This is a genomic window from Bombella intestini (assembly GCF_002003665.1).
Lineage (GTDB): Bacteria > Pseudomonadota > Alphaproteobacteria > Acetobacterales > Acetobacteraceae > Bombella > Bombella intestini.
On record NZ_JATM01000004.1, the window covers coordinates 213681 to 229755 of the forward strand.

Annotated in this window: 15 protein-coding genes and 1 tRNA gene; 3 read left to right on the forward strand and 13 right to left on the reverse strand. The window is 54.4% G+C overall.

All coding sequences use genetic code 11. The features are described 5' to 3' along the window. Positions 1–43: 43 nt before the first annotated feature. From AL01_RS07465 to mnmE, 8 genes are all read right to left on the reverse strand, one after another. Entirely contained in the window at positions 44–391 is a 348-nt protein-coding gene (locus AL01_RS07465) for a DUF805 domain-containing protein (protein WP_077396849.1), read from the reverse strand. Positions 392–504: 113 nt separating this feature from the next. Further along, positions 505–855, reverse strand: a complete 351-nt coding sequence (locus tag AL01_RS07470; RefSeq protein ID WP_077396989.1) for a DUF3147 family protein — start codon at positions 853–855, stop codon at positions 505–507. A 90-nt stretch (positions 856–945) separates the two neighbouring features. Beyond that, positions 946–1021, reverse strand: a tRNA-Lys gene (locus AL01_RS07475). Positions 1022–1107: 86 nt separating this feature from the next. Beyond that, complete coding sequence (locus AL01_RS07480; RefSeq protein WP_077396851.1) at positions 1108–2001, reverse strand: ParB/RepB/Spo0J family partition protein; 894 nt, start codon at positions 1999–2001, stop codon at positions 1108–1110. A gap of 5 nt (positions 2002–2006) precedes the next feature. Beyond that, positions 2007–2807, reverse strand: coding sequence for a ParA family protein (locus AL01_RS07485; RefSeq protein WP_408735442.1), 801 nt, complete (start codon positions 2805–2807; stop codon positions 2007–2009). Then, positions 2791–3369 carry a 16S rRNA (guanine(527)-N(7))-methyltransferase RsmG gene (rsmG, locus tag AL01_RS07490; RefSeq protein WP_077396990.1) on the reverse strand — a complete coding sequence of 193 codons (579 nt, stop codon included), beginning with the start codon at positions 3367–3369 and terminating at the stop codon, positions 2791–2793. The genes AL01_RS07485 and rsmG overlap by 17 nt, the downstream gene beginning before the upstream one ends. After that, positions 3369–5240, reverse strand: a complete 1872-nt coding sequence (gene mnmG, locus AL01_RS07495) for a tRNA uridine-5-carboxymethylaminomethyl(34) synthesis enzyme MnmG (protein ID WP_077396855.1) — start codon at positions 5238–5240, stop codon at positions 3369–3371. The genes rsmG and mnmG overlap by 1 nt, the downstream gene beginning before the upstream one ends. A gap of 10 nt (positions 5241–5250) precedes the next feature. Beyond that, on the reverse strand, positions 5251–6543 hold the full coding sequence (mnmE, locus tag AL01_RS07500) for a tRNA uridine-5-carboxymethylaminomethyl(34) synthesis GTPase MnmE (protein WP_077396857.1): 1293 nt from the start codon (positions 6541–6543) through the stop codon (positions 5251–5253). A gap of 87 nt (positions 6544–6630) precedes the next feature. Here mnmE and AL01_RS07505 point away from each other — a divergent pair, with 87 nt between their 5' ends. Further along, a complete protein-coding gene (locus tag AL01_RS07505) occupies positions 6631–7092 on the forward strand; it encodes a methylated-DNA--[protein]-cysteine S-methyltransferase (RefSeq protein WP_077396991.1) in 462 nt (153 codons plus the stop codon). Positions 7093–7190: 98 nt separating this feature from the next. On the opposite strand, the gene rho is transcribed toward AL01_RS07505, so the two are convergent. The 3 genes from rho to AL01_RS07520 all read right to left on the reverse strand — a co-directional run bounded on the left by rho (position 7191) and on the right by AL01_RS07520 (position 11377). Beyond that, complete coding sequence (gene rho, locus AL01_RS07510) at positions 7191–8501, reverse strand: transcription termination factor Rho (RefSeq protein WP_077396992.1); 1311 nt, start codon at positions 8499–8501, stop codon at positions 7191–7193. Between the two features lie 265 nt (positions 8502–8766). Continuing rightward, positions 8767–10311, reverse strand: a complete 1545-nt coding sequence (locus AL01_RS07515) for a GMC family oxidoreductase (protein ID WP_241502764.1) — start codon at positions 10309–10311, stop codon at positions 8767–8769. A 439-nt stretch (positions 10312–10750) separates the two neighbouring features. Next, positions 10751–11377, reverse strand: a complete 627-nt coding sequence (locus tag AL01_RS07520; protein WP_077396859.1) for a gluconate 2-dehydrogenase subunit 3 family protein — start codon at positions 11375–11377, stop codon at positions 10751–10753. Positions 11378–11529: 152 nt separating this feature from the next. Between AL01_RS07520 and sucB the strand changes: the two genes are divergently transcribed. Next, a complete protein-coding gene (gene sucB, locus AL01_RS07525) occupies positions 11530–12654 on the forward strand; it encodes a dihydrolipoyllysine-residue succinyltransferase (protein WP_077396861.1) in 1125 nt (374 codons plus the stop codon). Between the two features lie 95 nt (positions 12655–12749). Here sucB and AL01_RS07530 read toward each other — a convergent pair whose 3' ends face one another. After that, positions 12750–13130, reverse strand: a complete 381-nt coding sequence (locus AL01_RS07530; protein WP_077396863.1) for a DUF3597 domain-containing protein — start codon at positions 13128–13130, stop codon at positions 12750–12752. An 84-nt stretch (positions 13131–13214) separates the two neighbouring features. Continuing rightward, positions 13215–14513 carry an adenosylhomocysteinase gene (gene ahcY / locus AL01_RS07535; RefSeq protein WP_077396994.1) on the reverse strand — a complete coding sequence of 433 codons (1299 nt, stop codon included), beginning with the start codon at positions 14511–14513 and terminating at the stop codon, positions 13215–13217. Between the two features lie 288 nt (positions 14514–14801). Here ahcY and AL01_RS07540 point away from each other — a divergent pair, with 288 nt between their 5' ends. Continuing rightward, positions 14802–15884, forward strand: coding sequence for a CorA family divalent cation transporter (locus AL01_RS07540; protein WP_077396995.1), 1083 nt, complete (start codon positions 14802–14804; stop codon positions 15882–15884). The last annotated feature ends 191 nt before the right edge of the window (positions 15885–16075 follow it).

Below are 16075 nucleotides of genomic sequence, written 5' to 3' on the forward strand. Positions count from 1 at the left end.
AAAGCTACCAGCCATCCAGCAACACTTATTAAAGGCCTATCTCTCAGGCTCTATCATCACCCGGCTGCGGGCCAAACCTGTTGTCCCCCGGCGTCCCCGGCAAACAAAGAAAGATGATATTCACGATAGGCAATAGAAGCCACCAGCCGGAACGGTCTGTATCATGTAACCGCCGTACCCCAGCAGCTATACTAGGAAGAAAACTGAAAAGGACATATAGCCCTCTCAGGATATCAGTACCTATGATACGGCTAACGAATAACAGGCCGATAGAAATAAGGAAATTAAATAGCGCAAAATACCAATATTCAGGGCGATTTGCCCGACCATTAAATGTAACGTAATTTTTAATACATTTTATGTAAAAATCGAATGGGTTGCCGCTCTGCATTTCTTGTCTCCTAAAAAAGAAGACTTAACCCTTCTCGAAAATAAACAGAAAGTCAATGTTTATCTATTTATTTCAATTGAAAATATATTCTCCATTATGCCCCGATTAAGGACTTACAATGCCACTCCATACCGACGAGCACACCAGACCACGACAAGATAAAGCAGAATAGTCAGCACACAACCAGCCGCCAGACTACCCCAAAAGGGCCAGCCACGCCGCAATAGAAACGGAATTAATAAAAACATAGGCAAGGATGGCAAAACGTACCAGAAGGTCGCCTCACTATGAGTAGCCATCAGTTCCCGATCAGGCTTTTCAACCCAAAGGAAAAGCATCCCCAGCACTGAAACAAGTGGCAATGAAGCAATAAGAGCTCCCAAAGCCGGCAAACGACGGGCCACCGTAGCGATAGAGGCCACAAGCACGGCGGAGAGACACGTCTTAAGGAGAAAAGGTATCATCATCTTTCCAGCAAAAAACACAAAGTTGAGTGTCCTGCCGCTGGCATCTGGAAAGCTGTTTACATTTTTTCAAGGGAAATCGGCCGATTGTGGTGGGCACACTAGGGCTCGAACCTAGGACCCGCTGATTAAGAGTCAGCTGCTCTACCAACTGAGCTATGTGCCCACAATCGGTAACCGATGGATGGTTATCTATCAGCCCTTATCAAACCTGACAAGAGGATTTTAAACATTTCATCAAAAAAATTAGCCTTACCCGGTCAGACGGGCCATCAAAGCCTCAAACTGCTCCAAAGATGAATAATTGATCTTCAATGAGCCACTTTTTCCGTTAAACCGGATCTGCGTTTTCAGGCCAAAACGGGCAGAAAGGTCTTCCTCCAACCGGGTGATCTCCGGGGCAGGGGCCGCAGCGACCTTGTCCTCACTGGCAGCCTTGTTCAGACGGGCCACAAGGTCTTCTGTCTGACGGACATTCAATCCCTTTGCTAGCACCTCCGCCATACCAGCTACCGGGTCAGGATGACCCAGCAAAGCACGGGCATGACCAGCACTCAGCCCACCATCCCGCAACTGGACCAAAACCGCCTCCGGCAAGTTCAACAGACGCATGGTATTGGTGATATGCGAACGAGACTTGCCAATCGCCCCAGCAAGTTCTTCCTGCGTCAGGCTATACTCCTGTAGTAGCCTTTGCAGGCCCATTGCCTCTTCAACGGGGTTCAGATCCGACCGCTGGAGGTTCTCAACCATAGCGGCCGCCATAGCATCCGTATCATCAAGCTGACGGATATAAACCGGCACTTCATGCAGACCCGCCTTCTGGGAAGCCCGCCAGCGGCGTTCACCAGCAATGATCTGATACCGCCCCTTCTGTTCCGGGTCCGGCCGGACAAGAATAGGCTGAATCACCCCACGGGAGCGGATGGAATCAGCCAGTTCTGCAAGGCGATCCTCATTCATATCGCGGCGAGGCTGGAAAGGGCTGGGGGCCAGAAGGTCCACCCCCAAACTCCCCGGTTGGGACGGAGTATGAACCTCCCCCTGTGGGGCGCCGACACGGGCCAGATTGGGGGCCTGATCCCCCAGAAGAGCCGCCAGACCCCGGCCAAGTTTGCGGGAGGAGGGGGATGCCTTCTTAGCCATGTCGCTCAGCCTTTCTTCTTCAGCCGTTTCAACAGCTCAGCTCCCAGAGCCTCATAGGCCAATGCCCCAGTAGAGCTGCGGGCATAATCCATGACGGGACGGCCATGACTCTGCGCCTCGGAAATACGAATATTACGAGGAATCATCGTTTTAAAAACCTGATCCCCAAAGAAACCCCGTGCATCTTCTGCAACCAGAGCAGACAAATTGTTACGGGTATCGAACATCGTCAGCACGATCCCTTCCAGATGCAAGTCTGCATTAAAGGCTAGACGCACCCGCTCGATGGAACGAACCAACTGGCTAATCCCTTCCAGAGCGAAAAACTCACATTGCAGCGGCACTAGCACGCTCTGAGCCACAACAAGCGCATTGAGGGTCAACAATCCAAGGCTAGGCGGGCAGTCGATCAGAATAATATCATAACGGCTTAGCAACGGTTGCAGGGCGTCCCGCAGCCGGTATTCCCGGCGGTCCTGATCAATCATCTCCAGCTCGGCACCAGCTAGGTCGCCATTAGCGGGCATGACATCCAGCTTTGGCACAACGCTAGAGCGCAGGAGTGTCTCAGAAGGAGCATCCTCCAGCAGGGCACCATAAGTCCCACGGCCACGCTCATCATATTCCAGCCCGAGGCCGGTAGACGCATTCCCTTGCGGGTCTAGGTCCACCAGCAAGACACGCTTATGCCGTGCCAGAGCCGCCGCCAGATTCAGGCTGGTGGTCGTTTTGCCGACACCCCCCTTCTGGTTGGCAATAGCGATAATGTGCGGAGTGTGTGAGGCAGCTTTAGACACGTCTGAAATCACTGATCCTGAGAAGGGCCCCGTCAGGGTCTGTTCGACTGGGAAGGGTTTCATATGTCATGTGCCAGTCGGAGCGGGCACTGGTCAACTCATCTGATGCTTTTCTTCCCTTGAGGAAGAGACAATAACCTTCTTCCTTCAGCAGGGGGCGTGCCCAGTCGAGCAGCTGGGGTAGGGGAGCTAGCGCACGGGCAGTTACAATGTCTGCCGGCTCAACATCCGCCTGTTCAATCCGTTTTGCCAGCACGGTAACCCGGGCACCACATTCCCGGGCAGCCTCCCGCAGAAAAGCACATTTGCGCTGATCAGATTCAATCAGCGTGACCGGGTTATCCGTGGCAATCGCCACGATTAAGCCAGGAAACCCACCACCAGAGCCAAGGTCTGTTATCCGGGCACCGGCGGCAATATGGGGGACAAGCTGGAGGCTGTCCTCAATATGACGCTGGCGCAGATGAGCAATATCCTTTGGGCTAACGAGATTGATCTTCTCATTCCAACAGGTCAGCAAGCTGGCAAAGTGAGCGAGCTTCTTTTCTGTTTCATGTGAAACATGCGTCATCATGTACGGCTCCTGACATAAGCAAGCAGAGCAACAAGAGCCGCCGGGGTCACACCCCGGACACGCCCCGCAGCGGCAAAATCAGCAGGACGGGCGGCACTCAACCGCTCTTGCATTTCCTGACTCAGCCCCCCGATTGCCCCATAATCCAGATCATCCGGCAAGCGCAGTGCAGCTTCACTTTTCAACTGCTGAATCTCCCGCTCCTGCCTGCGCAGATACCCACCATAACGGGCCTCTGTCTGCACATGCCGCCCAATACGGACCGGCAAAGCGGCAAACCACGGGGCAAGGCTAGCGATTTGGGCCTCATCAGCCTGTGTGGCCAGCACATCCAGCAGGCTGCGCCGCCGCCCATCCTGCGAAACCTCAATGCCATGCTCCCGCAAGTGTTGGGGTAGGAAGGCCGGTTTCCGGGCTTCTTCCATCGCCTCATCAATCTGGCGCACGGTGTTCCGGAATGCTGCTTCACGTTCTGGCCCAACACAACCCGCTTCAATAGCCTTGGGAGTGAGACGCAGATCAGCATTATCAGCCCGCAACAGCAGACGATATTCTGCCCGTGACGTGAACATGCGATAAGGTTCGCTGATGCCGTGCAAGGTCAGGTCATCAATCAACACGCCGAGATAAGATTCCTCACGCCCCAGCGTCAGCGGCTCCTTACCTCCTACAGCACGAGCCGCATTCAGCCCGGCCAAAAGCCCCTGTGCGCCAGCCTCCTCATAACCAGTCGTCCCATTGATCTGCCCGGCAAGATACAGACCGGGCAAGGCCCGCAGCTCCAGAGACGGGCGTAGTTCCCGTGGGTCAACATAATCATATTCTACGGCATAGCCGGGAGTGACGATGCGGGCTGTCTCCAGCCCCGGCATAGAAGCGATCATCTGCGCCTGTACATCGGCGGGTAAGGATGTGCTGATGCCGTTGGGATAGACCAACTCTCCGCCCGGATTGCCCGGTAGTGCCTCTGGCTCCAAGAACACCTGATGACTGTCCCGTCCTGCAAAACGGACGATCTTATCCTCAATGGACGGGCAGTAACGGGGTCCCCGTCCGGTGATCTCACCGCCATACATGGCCGAAAGATGCAGGTTATCTTCAATGATCTTATGCGTCTGCGGCGTTGTCTGCGTGATGCGGCAAACAATCTGCTTATTGGGTAGCGAAGTTGTCAGCGTGCTAAAGGCTTCCGGCTCAGCATCGCCCTCATCGGCGGGCAAGGCTTCCCAGTTGATGCTATCACGGGCCAGACGGGGCGGGGTGCCAGTTTTTAGGCGGCCCATTTTTAGCCCCAGAGCTTCCAGCCGCGACCCTAGCTGCGTGGCAGGGGCATCACCAATACGTCCGGCTGGCTGACTAACCCGCCCCGTATGGATCACACCCCGCAAAAAGGTGCCACTCGTCAGCACGACAGCCCCAGCAGAGAAACGCTGACCATCCTCACAGATCACACCCCGGACATGCCCTTGCTCAACAATCAAGTCGCCTACTGCTCCGGCCAGCATGGTCAGGTTGGGTGTGGTAGCTAGAAGCTCCTGAATAGCCGCCCGATACAGCGAGCGATCCGCCTGCGCCCGTGGCCCATGCACCGCTGGCCCTTTGGAGCGATTCAGTAGCTTGAAATGAATCCCGGCCCGGTCTGCCGCTTTGCCCATAAGGCCATCAAACGCATCAATCTCCCGCACAAGATGGCCTTTACCAATGCCACCAATAGCCGGATTGCACGACATGCTCCCCACAGTGTCCAGCTTGTGCGTCAACAACAAGGTTCGGGCACCGAAACGAGCGGCGGCGGCGGCGGCTTCTGTCCCGGCATGACCGCCCCCCACCACGATGACATCATAAATATGCGTAGGTGATGTACTCATTGAGGTAACGTCACTTTCCTATACAGAACTGGCCGAAAATCGTATCAAGCAAGGCTTCGACATCCACATGTCCCGTCAGCCGTCCGAGAGCCTGCATAGCTAGTCGCAGCTCCTCACCACGAACCTCCGGCCATGGGGCTTCCAACGCACATGTCAGATGCTCCTGCGCTTCCTTCAATCCGGCTCGATGACGGGCACGGGTCAAAGGTGGCGTGCCACGCTGAGCCATGAGACGAGCTAGGTGAGCCTTTAGCCACTCCCGCAAAGGGGCTAACCCTGCTTCATCCTTTGTATGAATGCCGAGCTCGCCCGCCTGTGCCGGGACAAGGTCCGTCTTTGTCCGCAGCTTTATGGCATGCTCCGCCAGCAAGGGCGTGTCATCATCCGGCCCAACGAGATGAAAGAGCAAGTCTGCATCCTTAACGTGCCGCATGGTCCGGCGGATACCTTCCGCCTCAATTTCATCATCCGTTTCTCGCACGCCCGCCGTATCAATAAGCCGAACACGGATACCTTCAATCATCCAATCGACAGCAATGGCGTCCCGGGTGGTGCCCGCCTTTTGCGTAACAATGGCGGCATCCTGCCCGCTCAACGCATTTAATAGGCTGGATTTGCCAACATTCGGTGCCCCGGCCAGAACGATCTTCAGACCATCACGGACGATCTCACCCCGCTCATCAGCAAGATGAGCCTGCATCTCCTCACCTAGGGCGCGGCAATCACCCAGAAGAGCTTCTTCCACCTCCGAGGGAAGCTCCTCATCCGGGAAGTCGATCAAAGCCTCCTGCTGGGCCAGAATCTGCCGCAACCGGGTAGCCCAACCCATATAAAGCTGGCTCAATGCCCCATCGGCCTGACGCAGAGCCTGATGACGCTGGGCCTGCGTGTCAGCCTCTATCAGGTCCGCTATGGCCTCAGCCTGCAGCAAGTCCATCCGGCCCGCCTGCACAGCCCGCCGGGTAAATTCCCCCGGTTCAGCAGGGCGGGCACCAAGCGACACAAGTGCCTGTGCCACGGCTTCTACAATGGCTGGACCTGCATGAAGATGCAGCTCGAAACTGTCTTCTCCCGTGTAGGAGCGTGGCCCCGGCAGCCAGAGGACAAGAGCATGATCCAGCACGTCACCTTCATGCCTCAAAGCCCGTAAGCTAGCATGTCGGGGCGCAGGCACTATCCCGCAAAGGGCTTTCAGCAGGGCGGCACTGTCTGGCCCACTAACCCGCATGACGGCAATAGCCCCCTGCACCGGGCCAGTTGCCACGGCAAAAATAGTATAAGTGGATGTACTGGATGGTGTCATGCACCTTTCATACAGCACTCAGACGGGAAAAGCAGCGGCCCGAAGAAAGAATTGACGCCCCCCAGCAAAACGGGCAGCCTTATTTTCATGCCACAGCTTTCTTTCCATTCTCCCCTCGGTGCCCTAACCCTCAGCGAAGAAGAGGGGCAAATCGTCTCCCTTGATGAAGGCTGGGGCCGGGACCAAAGCGAAACGCCCCTCCTGCTGAAGGTGCGGGACATGATGCAAGATTATTTTGACGGTGAAGCGGTGGACTTCCAGTCTATTCCGTTGATGCTTGATGGCACGGCCTACCAAGAACGTGTCTGGGCAGCTCTCCGTGCTATTCCCCACGGTCAGACTCGCACTTATGCCGATTTGGCCAAAACTGTCGGCGGGAGTCCGCAATCCATCGGTCAGGCCGTAGCCCGGAATCCATTGCTCATCCTCGTTCCTTGCCATCGTGTCCTGCCCTCACATGGCAAGAGCTATGGTGATTATAGTGGATTTGAAGGCACAGACAGCAAGGCTTTCCTGCTAGAGCTGGAACATGAAGCAGCCTCCGACTGAAACGGCTTACTCCCGTTAGATAATTAAATAGAGAAAAGGGCAGAGTCATTAAATGGCTCTGCCCTTTTCTCTAATTGCCCAACAAACTGAACGAAATTTCAGTTGTTCATCGCATCGAAGAAATCCTGATTGGTCTTGCTGTAACGCAGCTTATCCAACAGGAAGTCCATGGCATCCATTGTGCCCATCGGGGCAAGGATGCGGCGTAGGACCCACATCTTGGAGAGGGACGCCCGATCCACCAGCAGCTCTTCCTTACGGGTGCCGGACTTGGTGATGTCGATAGCCGGGAAGGTCCGCTTATCTGCCAGTTTACGGTCGAGCATAAGTTCGGAGTTACCCGTCCCCTTGAACTCTTCGAAGATGACTTCATCCATGCGGGAACCTGTATCAATCAGGGCCGTAGCGATGATCGTCAAGGAGCCACCTTCCTCGATATTACGCGCCGCACCGAAGAAGCGCTTCGGCCGCTGGAGGGCATTAGCATCCACACCACCGGTCAACACCTTGCCGGATGATGGCACGACCGTGTTGTAGGCACGGGCCAGACGAGTGATGGAATCCAGCAGGATGACCACGTCACGCTTATGCTCAACGAGACGTTTTGCCTTTTCCAGCACCATCTCTGTCACCTGCACATGGCGATGTGCTGGCTCATCAAATGTGGAGGACACAACCTCACCACGGACAGACCGAGCCATGTCCGTTACTTCCTCTGGCCGCTCATCAATCAGCAACACGATGAGAAATACATCTGGATGATTAGCAGAAATGGAAGCTGCAATGCTCTGAAGCATCACCGTCTTACCCGTTCTCGGCGGTGCCACGATCAAAGCACGCTGGCCCATGCCGATGGGGGAGACCAGATCAATCACCCGAGAGGTGTAATCCTTCTGGTCCTTACGATCACGGCCCTTACCCTTGGCAGGAGCCGGAGCAGCACCGCTTTCCCCTGTTGGTTCGGTTTCCATACGGAGGCGCCGCTCGGGGAAAAGGGGGGTCAGGTTATCAAAATTGATGCGGGCACGGACCTGTTCCGGTGCTTCAAAATTGATCGTATTGACCTTCTGAAGCGCAAAATAACGTTCCCCGTCCCGAGGGGCACGGATCTCACCTTCCACCGTATCGCCGGGGCGCAGGGCAAAACGCCGCACCTGAGCCGGAGATACATAAATATCATCCGGGCCAGGCAGATAATTGGCTTCTGGGCTACGGAGAAAGCCGAAGCCATCCGGTAGAATCTCGAGCGTTCCTTCGCCGTAAATGGCCTGTTCACGCTCAGCAAGAGTCTTGAGGATGGCAAACATCATATCCTGTTTACGCAGGGATGATGCATTTTCGACCTCCAGCTCTTCAGCAAAAGCCAGCAGATCAGCAGGGGATTTCTTCTTCAGTTCGGCGAGATGCATGAAATGATGCGCCTTGATATGCCCCGGTGGGGTAATAATCGGGAGAAACAACAACCAGATATAGGCCGGATACCCGCACGGTCCCGCATGGCGGACCATGCGCCACGGAGCATGCCAGACCTTAGGGGCAGGCAGAACTGCCTTCCGGTGCGAAGGAGACGACCCGGAAGGCAAAGCAGGACGCCGCCACCATCAGGTCGGCTTTCTTCCTAGGTGAAAGAGGGCCGCACTGTCAAGCGGCCCCCACTAAGGCAAAGTCGGCCTCTTAGACCACCTTCAGCATGGCATCCGCCGTGCGCAGAGCAAGGGCCATGATTGTCAGTGCCGGGTTGGCCGCACCAGAACTTGGGAAGGTAGAATGGTCGCTGATCCACAGATTATCGATGTCAAAACTACGCCCATACGGGTTTACCACCGCTTCCCCAGCGTCTGTTCCCATCCGGCACGTCCCGATCATATGGGCCGCACGGCTGATAACACGGATATCCTTCGCCCCAATGGACTCCCACATCTTTACCATCAAGCGGGAGGCATGACGGTGCATGGCTTCCTCATTAGGGCCATATGTATGGTCGATCCGTGGTTTGGGCAGGCCAAAAGCGTCTTTCTCATCAGAGAGGGTCACACGGTTCTCATCTCGTGGCAGGCTCTCGCCATGCATCCCAATCCCTGCGCTGTAATTATAGGCTGCCAATGTCTTGCTCAATGCATCACCACGGCGTCCATCCGCCCGCACGAGGTTAGCAGCCCATGTTAGAGGCATCATACCCAGAGACTGCAACAAATACCCCCCGGCAAAGTCAGCATCCTTTGGCCGCAACATATCCTCAGAGATCGTCAAGGACGGATACCCCTTATTGGGACGTGTTTCTTCATCAAACACACCCCAAACCTGTGTGGAAACGTGCGTCATGTAATTACGGCCTACCTGCCCGGAACTGTTTGCGAGGCCATTATTCAGAAGCAAACGTGCCGTTTCCACAGCCCCAGCGGACAGCACGACAGCCTTACATTTCTGCCGTTCTTCCCGCCCATTGCGAATATAAATAACCGCCGTAATGCGCCCTTGGCTGTCCCTTTCAAAACCGGTTGCCATGCACCCGGCCCGCAACTCTGCCCCATACGCACAAGCTAACGGCAAATACGTATTATCTGCGCCGGATTTTGCCCCGTTCCGGCATCCCTGATGACACGCACCACAATTCACACAGCCTCCACGGCGACCAAAATGAGGCTGATCACGATCTTTTGTTACTACAGCCAGAGGACCATCCGCATGACGCAGGCCAATATTATCACAGGCCTGACGCATCTTCAGAGCCGCCCGGTTAGGTGCAGCCGGAGGATAAGCATAATGGCGGCTTTTATCCCAAGGATAATGAGCAGGGCCGCTCACGCCGATGAAACGCTCCACTTCTTCCACGTAAGGTTGAAGCTCCTCAGCACCGAAAGGCCAATCCACACCTTTTCCGCTCTCGCTGTATAGCTTGTAGTCTCGAGGATCCATGCGAGGAAGAAACGCTCCATAGTGCAGGAGGGAGCCACCAATCCCCGTTCCACTATTATTGCCACCAAAAGCCTGAGGTGTACCACCACCAGAAAGACGCTCATGCAGCCAGTACAATTCCTGTGCAGTTGGCTCATCCGGCGTATGGGATCGGGCATTAAAAGATGGCCCAGCTTCTAGCGCCACAACTTTACGCCCGGCCATGGCAAGCCGGGCAATAAGTGGCGCACCACCCGCACCAGTACCAATGACCACAACATCGGCGGTTTCCTGTGAAAAATCGTTATGTGTTTCCTGCATCATGCAACGGTTTCCATCAACTTATGGATTAAAGATGTTTGTACTGGGGTACATGGGGACAGTACTGCCTAAGGCGAAAGAGGTACCGAGTACTGGGGACGGTACTGTACCCCCTTATAAAACGGGGATTGTACACAGCCCTGCTGTGGAAAAAGAAGGATAACATTCTGAAGCCCTTGCTCTGCCTGACTTCCAGAGGTTGTACACAGTGTTAGTAAACTGGGGTACATTTTTCGAAAGCCGGGTACCCCGATTTCCACAAGGTTCTTCAACAACATCTAACTCTTAGATTTATAATCTTATTTGTTGTGTTGATCGGATGTTTCATCCCTCAACCTAGCTTCAGTCTAACCTGTAGCATTGAAAAATAAGACAGTATTATCCCCCTACGACAGTCTTTTCCGTACCCCTTACACAGGCGGAAAAGCCCTGAAAGACCCCCTTATGACAGTTCTAAAAAATGGCGCTCATTTTTGGGCTCAAATGCCTCTCTTTTGGTAAGAGATTCACTAGAAAACCCTTGAATTTCCTTATCTCCACCGGTCAAATTGGATGATATGCCCAGTTGTTCTTGTGCAATAGGATGCGCCAGAAACGCAGCAACGATTTGGTTGCGGAGATCACCACTCCAGAGAGCCATTTGCGCTGCAGAAAAAGGGGCTGAAGGGACATCAGGCAATGAACCATCAAAAGCCTTATCCAAGATTGTACCACGTTGTTCCGGGCTAAGAGTGGGGTAATTCTGCTGGAACAGAGCCTGCGCATAGAGGTTCAAAGAGGTAAGACCCTCTTCCCATGCGGTAAGGTCTGTCGGAAGATCAGCAAAACGCCATCCATCTCCCGGCCCGGCGAGAGTATGGTCAATCATGACAGCCAGATTGAGATGTACATCCCCTAAAAGGGGAGCTTGTGGGAGAATGTCATCACAGACTAGCTCAAGGAGCTGAAATGCCTCTGAAGACAGATGTTCTCGCTGGCCTTGTTCCTGTTCCATTCTTTTGAGCAGAGCAGTGCGTGTTCGGGCGGATAGATGATCTGATTGAAGAAAGCTGGGCAAGGGGCGTGCCATGAATTGTTTCCTGCTGGATAGAGTGAAAAGATAAAGAGAAGGCTTTACCCTATAGCCTCATAGGGAGATATAAGGCTAATGAGAGACTGGGTCTCTTCCGGGAGGTGGGAGATTGGGTCCATTTTTCAAGTTCTGGAATGGCAGGAGTCACGATGACGGTTGAAATTAAAGTCCCTGTGCTTGGTGAAAGCCTGAAACAGGCAACCGTAATGCGTTGGCTTAGGCAGTCTGGTGAGTATGTACAGGCTGGTGAAGCTGTCATGGAACTGGAGACGGACAAGGTCACATTGGATGTGGCATCTCCTGCAGCCGGGGCATTGAGCCATGATCTGCCAGAAGGCACCGATGTTGAAGTAGGGCAGGTCATTGCCTCAGTAGATGATCAGGCTACCCCCCCTGTGGTGGAGCAGACCAAACCACAAGCTCCTCAAGAGGCGGATGTAGAGCAGAACGTGACTGACCATGGATCGGCGACATCTGGCGAAGCCGATCGACCTGTGGTGACTGGTGGCTCCGTTACGCATGCGGCACCGGCGTTATCTGATACACCTGAATCTCTCCCGACCGAAGACGGAACAGGAGAACGGCGTGTGCCTATGAGCCGCCTGCGCCAGACCATTGCGCGCAATCTCAAGGCGGCTCAGAATAACGCAGCTATTCTAACAACGTTCAATGAAGTTGATATGAGCGCTGTTAAGGCACTGCGTAGCCAGTATCGCGATCTATTCGAGAAGAAGCATGATGGAGCCCGACTAGGCTTTATGTCCTTCTTTGCTCGGGCTGTTGTGGGAGCTCTGAAGGATTTTCCGGTGCTGAATGCCCGGATCGAGGGTAATGAGATCGTTTATCAGGATCATGTCAATCTGGGTATTGCCGTAGGAACAGAGCGTGGGCTGGTTGTTCCAGTTCTGCGAAAAGCGGAGACCTTAGGCTTTGCCGAGTTGGAACGCCGCATTGCCGATTATGGCAAGCGAGCCCGCAAGGGAGGGCTTGCGCTGAAGGAGCTGGAAGGCGGTAGCTTTACTATCACCAATGGCGGTATTTTCGGTTCATTGCTATCAACCCCCATTCTGAATGCGCCACAATCCGGCGTGCTGGGGATGCATGCCATTCAGGATCGGCCCGTGGCACGAGATGGACAGGTTGTCATCCGGCCTATGATGTATGTGGCGCTATCCTATGATCATCGTCTTGTAGATGGGCGAGAAGCTGTCAGCTTCCTTGTGCGGCTTAAGGAACTGATCGAAGACCCTCGTCGCCTGCTGTTGGATATCTGATTTCCAGCCACAATAAAGAAAACCCCCTCCATCTTGATCGGATGGAGGGGGTTTTTCATCTGTTCAGTGCAGGGATACTGAGCAGAAAGTGGGGATCAGTGCCCCCAACCAGCAGGAATCTTGCCGCCATTGTTGGCCAGCTCGGTGTAAACCTGCTTGATCAGCCAAACATTCATCGTGGCTGTATCGTTCTTATCCCCGGTATAATGCAGATCATCAGCCAGAGCCTGACGGGCCTGCAGGGAGCTGTCGAGGCCCAGAAGCTTGAGCAGATCGACAATGGATTCCTTGTAGTTCAGCGGCTGGCCTGCTTTGGCGGCCAGTTCCTTCAGAACGGCATCAACATCTACCTGTGAGATGGAGGGAGCTGCTGAGGCAGCGGCTGGCTGTGCCGTATCTGCTGCCTGGGCAGAAGAGCCGAACAGGCTTGTTGCAAAGCTAGAAACTTTGGAAACGATATCGTTAAAGAGACCCATGATATATTCCTTCCCTGAAACAGGAATGACTGGTCGGTATGACCCTGCCACCGGGAGCGGCAGCAGGGAGCATGACAGAAAAGATCAGTAACGGTACAGGTCGTGTTTGAACGGCCCGTTAGGGGAAACCCCAATATAATCCGCCTGAGCCTGTGTCATTTTGGAGAGCGTTGCGCCCACTTTAGCAAGATGGAGAGCCGCAACCTTTTCATCAAGGATTTTCGGCAGGGTATAAACTTTTCCTGCCTCATACTGGCCTGCTTTTGCATTCCAGAGTTCGATCTGGGCCAGTGTCTGGTTGGTGAAGGAAGCGGACATCACGAAGGACGGATGACCGGTAGCATTGCCCAGATTGACCAGACGGCCCTCGGAAAGAAGGATGAGGCGGCGGTTCGGGGCCAGCTCAATCTCATCAACCTGCGGCTTGATGTTGGTCCATTTGTGGTTGCGCAGGGCAGAAACCTGAATCTCACTATCGAAATGCCCGATATTGCAAACAATGGCCCGGTCCTTCATCTCACGCATATGCTCGATGGTGATGATGTCCTCGTTACCGGTGCAGGTCACGAAGATGTCGCCACGGGGAGCGGCGTTCTCCATCGTGACGACCTCATAGCCTTCCATAGCGGCTTGAAGGGCGCAGATTGGGTCAACCTCTGTCACCAGCACGCGGCAACCTGCGCTGCGGAGAGATGCGGCGGAACCCTTACCCACGTCACCATAGCCAGCCACAACGGCAACCTTGCCAGCCATCATGACATCAGTGCCACGGCGGATAGCGTCCACAAGGCTCTCACGGCAGCCATAGAGGTTGTCGAACTTGGACTTGGTCACACTGTCATTAACGTTGATGGCTGGAACTTTGAGTGTGCCTTTGCGCTCCATGTCCCAAAGACGATGCACACCCGTTGTGGTCTCTTCGGAGATGCCACGCACTTCCTTGAGGAGTTCAGGGTATTTCTCATGCATGAGAGTGGTCAGGTCCCCGCCATCATCGAGGATCATGTTCGGTGTCCAGCCATCCGGCCCCTGGATGGTCTGCTCAATACACCAGATGAATTCTTCCTCGTTCATGCCCTTCCAAGCAAAAACGGGAATGTTAGCGGCAGCAATGGCAGCGGCAGCCTGATCCTGTGTGGAGAATACGTTACAGGAGGACCAACGGACCGTAGCACCGAGGGCGATCAGCGTTTCGATCAGCACGGCGGTCTGGATGGTCATGTGCAGGCAGCCGGCAATCCGTGCGCCCTTCAGCGGCTGGCTTGTGCCATATTCCTTACGGAGGGCCATCAGGCCCGGCATTTCACCCTCAGCGATGGAGATTTCCTTACGGCCCCAGTCGGCCAGGGACATGTCACGAACCTTGTAGTCCTGCGTAGCCATATATGTTTCCTTAGTTTTAGGCAGTTGATCATCATGGACGGAACCGCAGGCAGGCAAGGCCTTTGTGCGGTTCCTGCACTAGGAAACTATAGAGCCTTGCTGTGAGGCTGGAAAGAAGAACGGACCAACAGTTTTCCGTTACAAAATAGTGTCATCCATATTGCGTCCTATCGGGCAACGTGCCAGAGAACGGGCGGTATTCATATGCCTGGAACTTTGGCTTTTCCCGATAAAAGGGATGTCCGGCCGCCTTCAGTCCGGGCAGGAAAACTGTAATGGGGGGTGGCTGTGCCCGACAATACTGCTCCAAATTTTCCGTTTACAGTGCTGGACCCTTCTCTGAAGGAAGCTCACCCTATGGCCCGGATCAAAGGGCTTGTCTGGGCGGTTCGTGCCGTGCCGGGGCAGGGTATTACACCGCTAGAAGCCGAAGAGGTGCAGCGTATTCTTCAGTCTCCCAGCGAGGAAGGCTATGAGGCCGCATCCGGGGAAAATGGCTGGTGTTGGCTGCATTTCGATACGGTGCATAGTTCTGCCCGTACCTATGTAGGCCGTCTGCCGGGTATGCCAGAGGACGTAGGCGCTATGCTGGCGGAGACGGATTACGGCATTGCCCTTGAGGCCGCCGATGATACGGTATGGGGGGCTCTCCCAGCTTTTGATGATGCTCTGGCAGAAGAAGACCGGGAAATCTGTGCTTGGCGTTTTGCTATGCGGCAAAATATTCTGATCACGACACGGCGGACCCCCATTCCTGTATTAGGATCGGCCTACCGTTCTCTCCAGACACAGGGCGTGCCACGCAATCCGGCTGGGGTGATCGATCGTGTCCTGCGGGATTTTACGGGCACGGTGCGGCGGCAGCTCGCGCAGCTTGATGACGAGTTAGATCGGGCAGAAGATGTGTTGTTAGCTATCGTCCACGGGTCAGACCTTGGTCATTTGGGTGGTATTGTCGGTAAGGTTCGGCGTCGTTCAACTGAATTGCGGCGCGTGGTCATGCCAATTGACCGTGTTCTGCGGGATGAAGACCTAGAACTGCCAGAATGGGCTGAAGATGACCTGCGGGACCGTGCCGAACGGCAGATACATGCTGCGCTGGACGATTTGATCGCTCTTCAGGACCGGGCACGGTCCTTGCAGGATGAGCTAGCCTCCAGTCAGGCAGAAGAAACTAACCGCCGGCTCTGCATCGTGTCGATCGTGACGACCCTTATGCTGCCGGCCACTCTGGTTACAGGGTTCTTTGGCATGAATACGGGAGGCATGTTTCTAGCATCTGGTGGATTGGGAACCATTTTTGCTGGTGGCCTGTGTGTTGCCGCCATGGCTGTGACATTCATTTTCATGAAGATGGCCCGCCTGTTCTGACAGAATGAACCATAATGACTGGAATGAATACAGGATATGACTGGTCTTGATAATAACTGAAATAAACGCAGTTGCTTTATTGCTTCTCATTCTCATCAATCAAGCTGATGTCTCTGTTCAATGACATTAATCAAATAAAATATCATTTTTTTAAAAGTGAAGGGGATGGACATTGTCTGAAAAGCTACTTA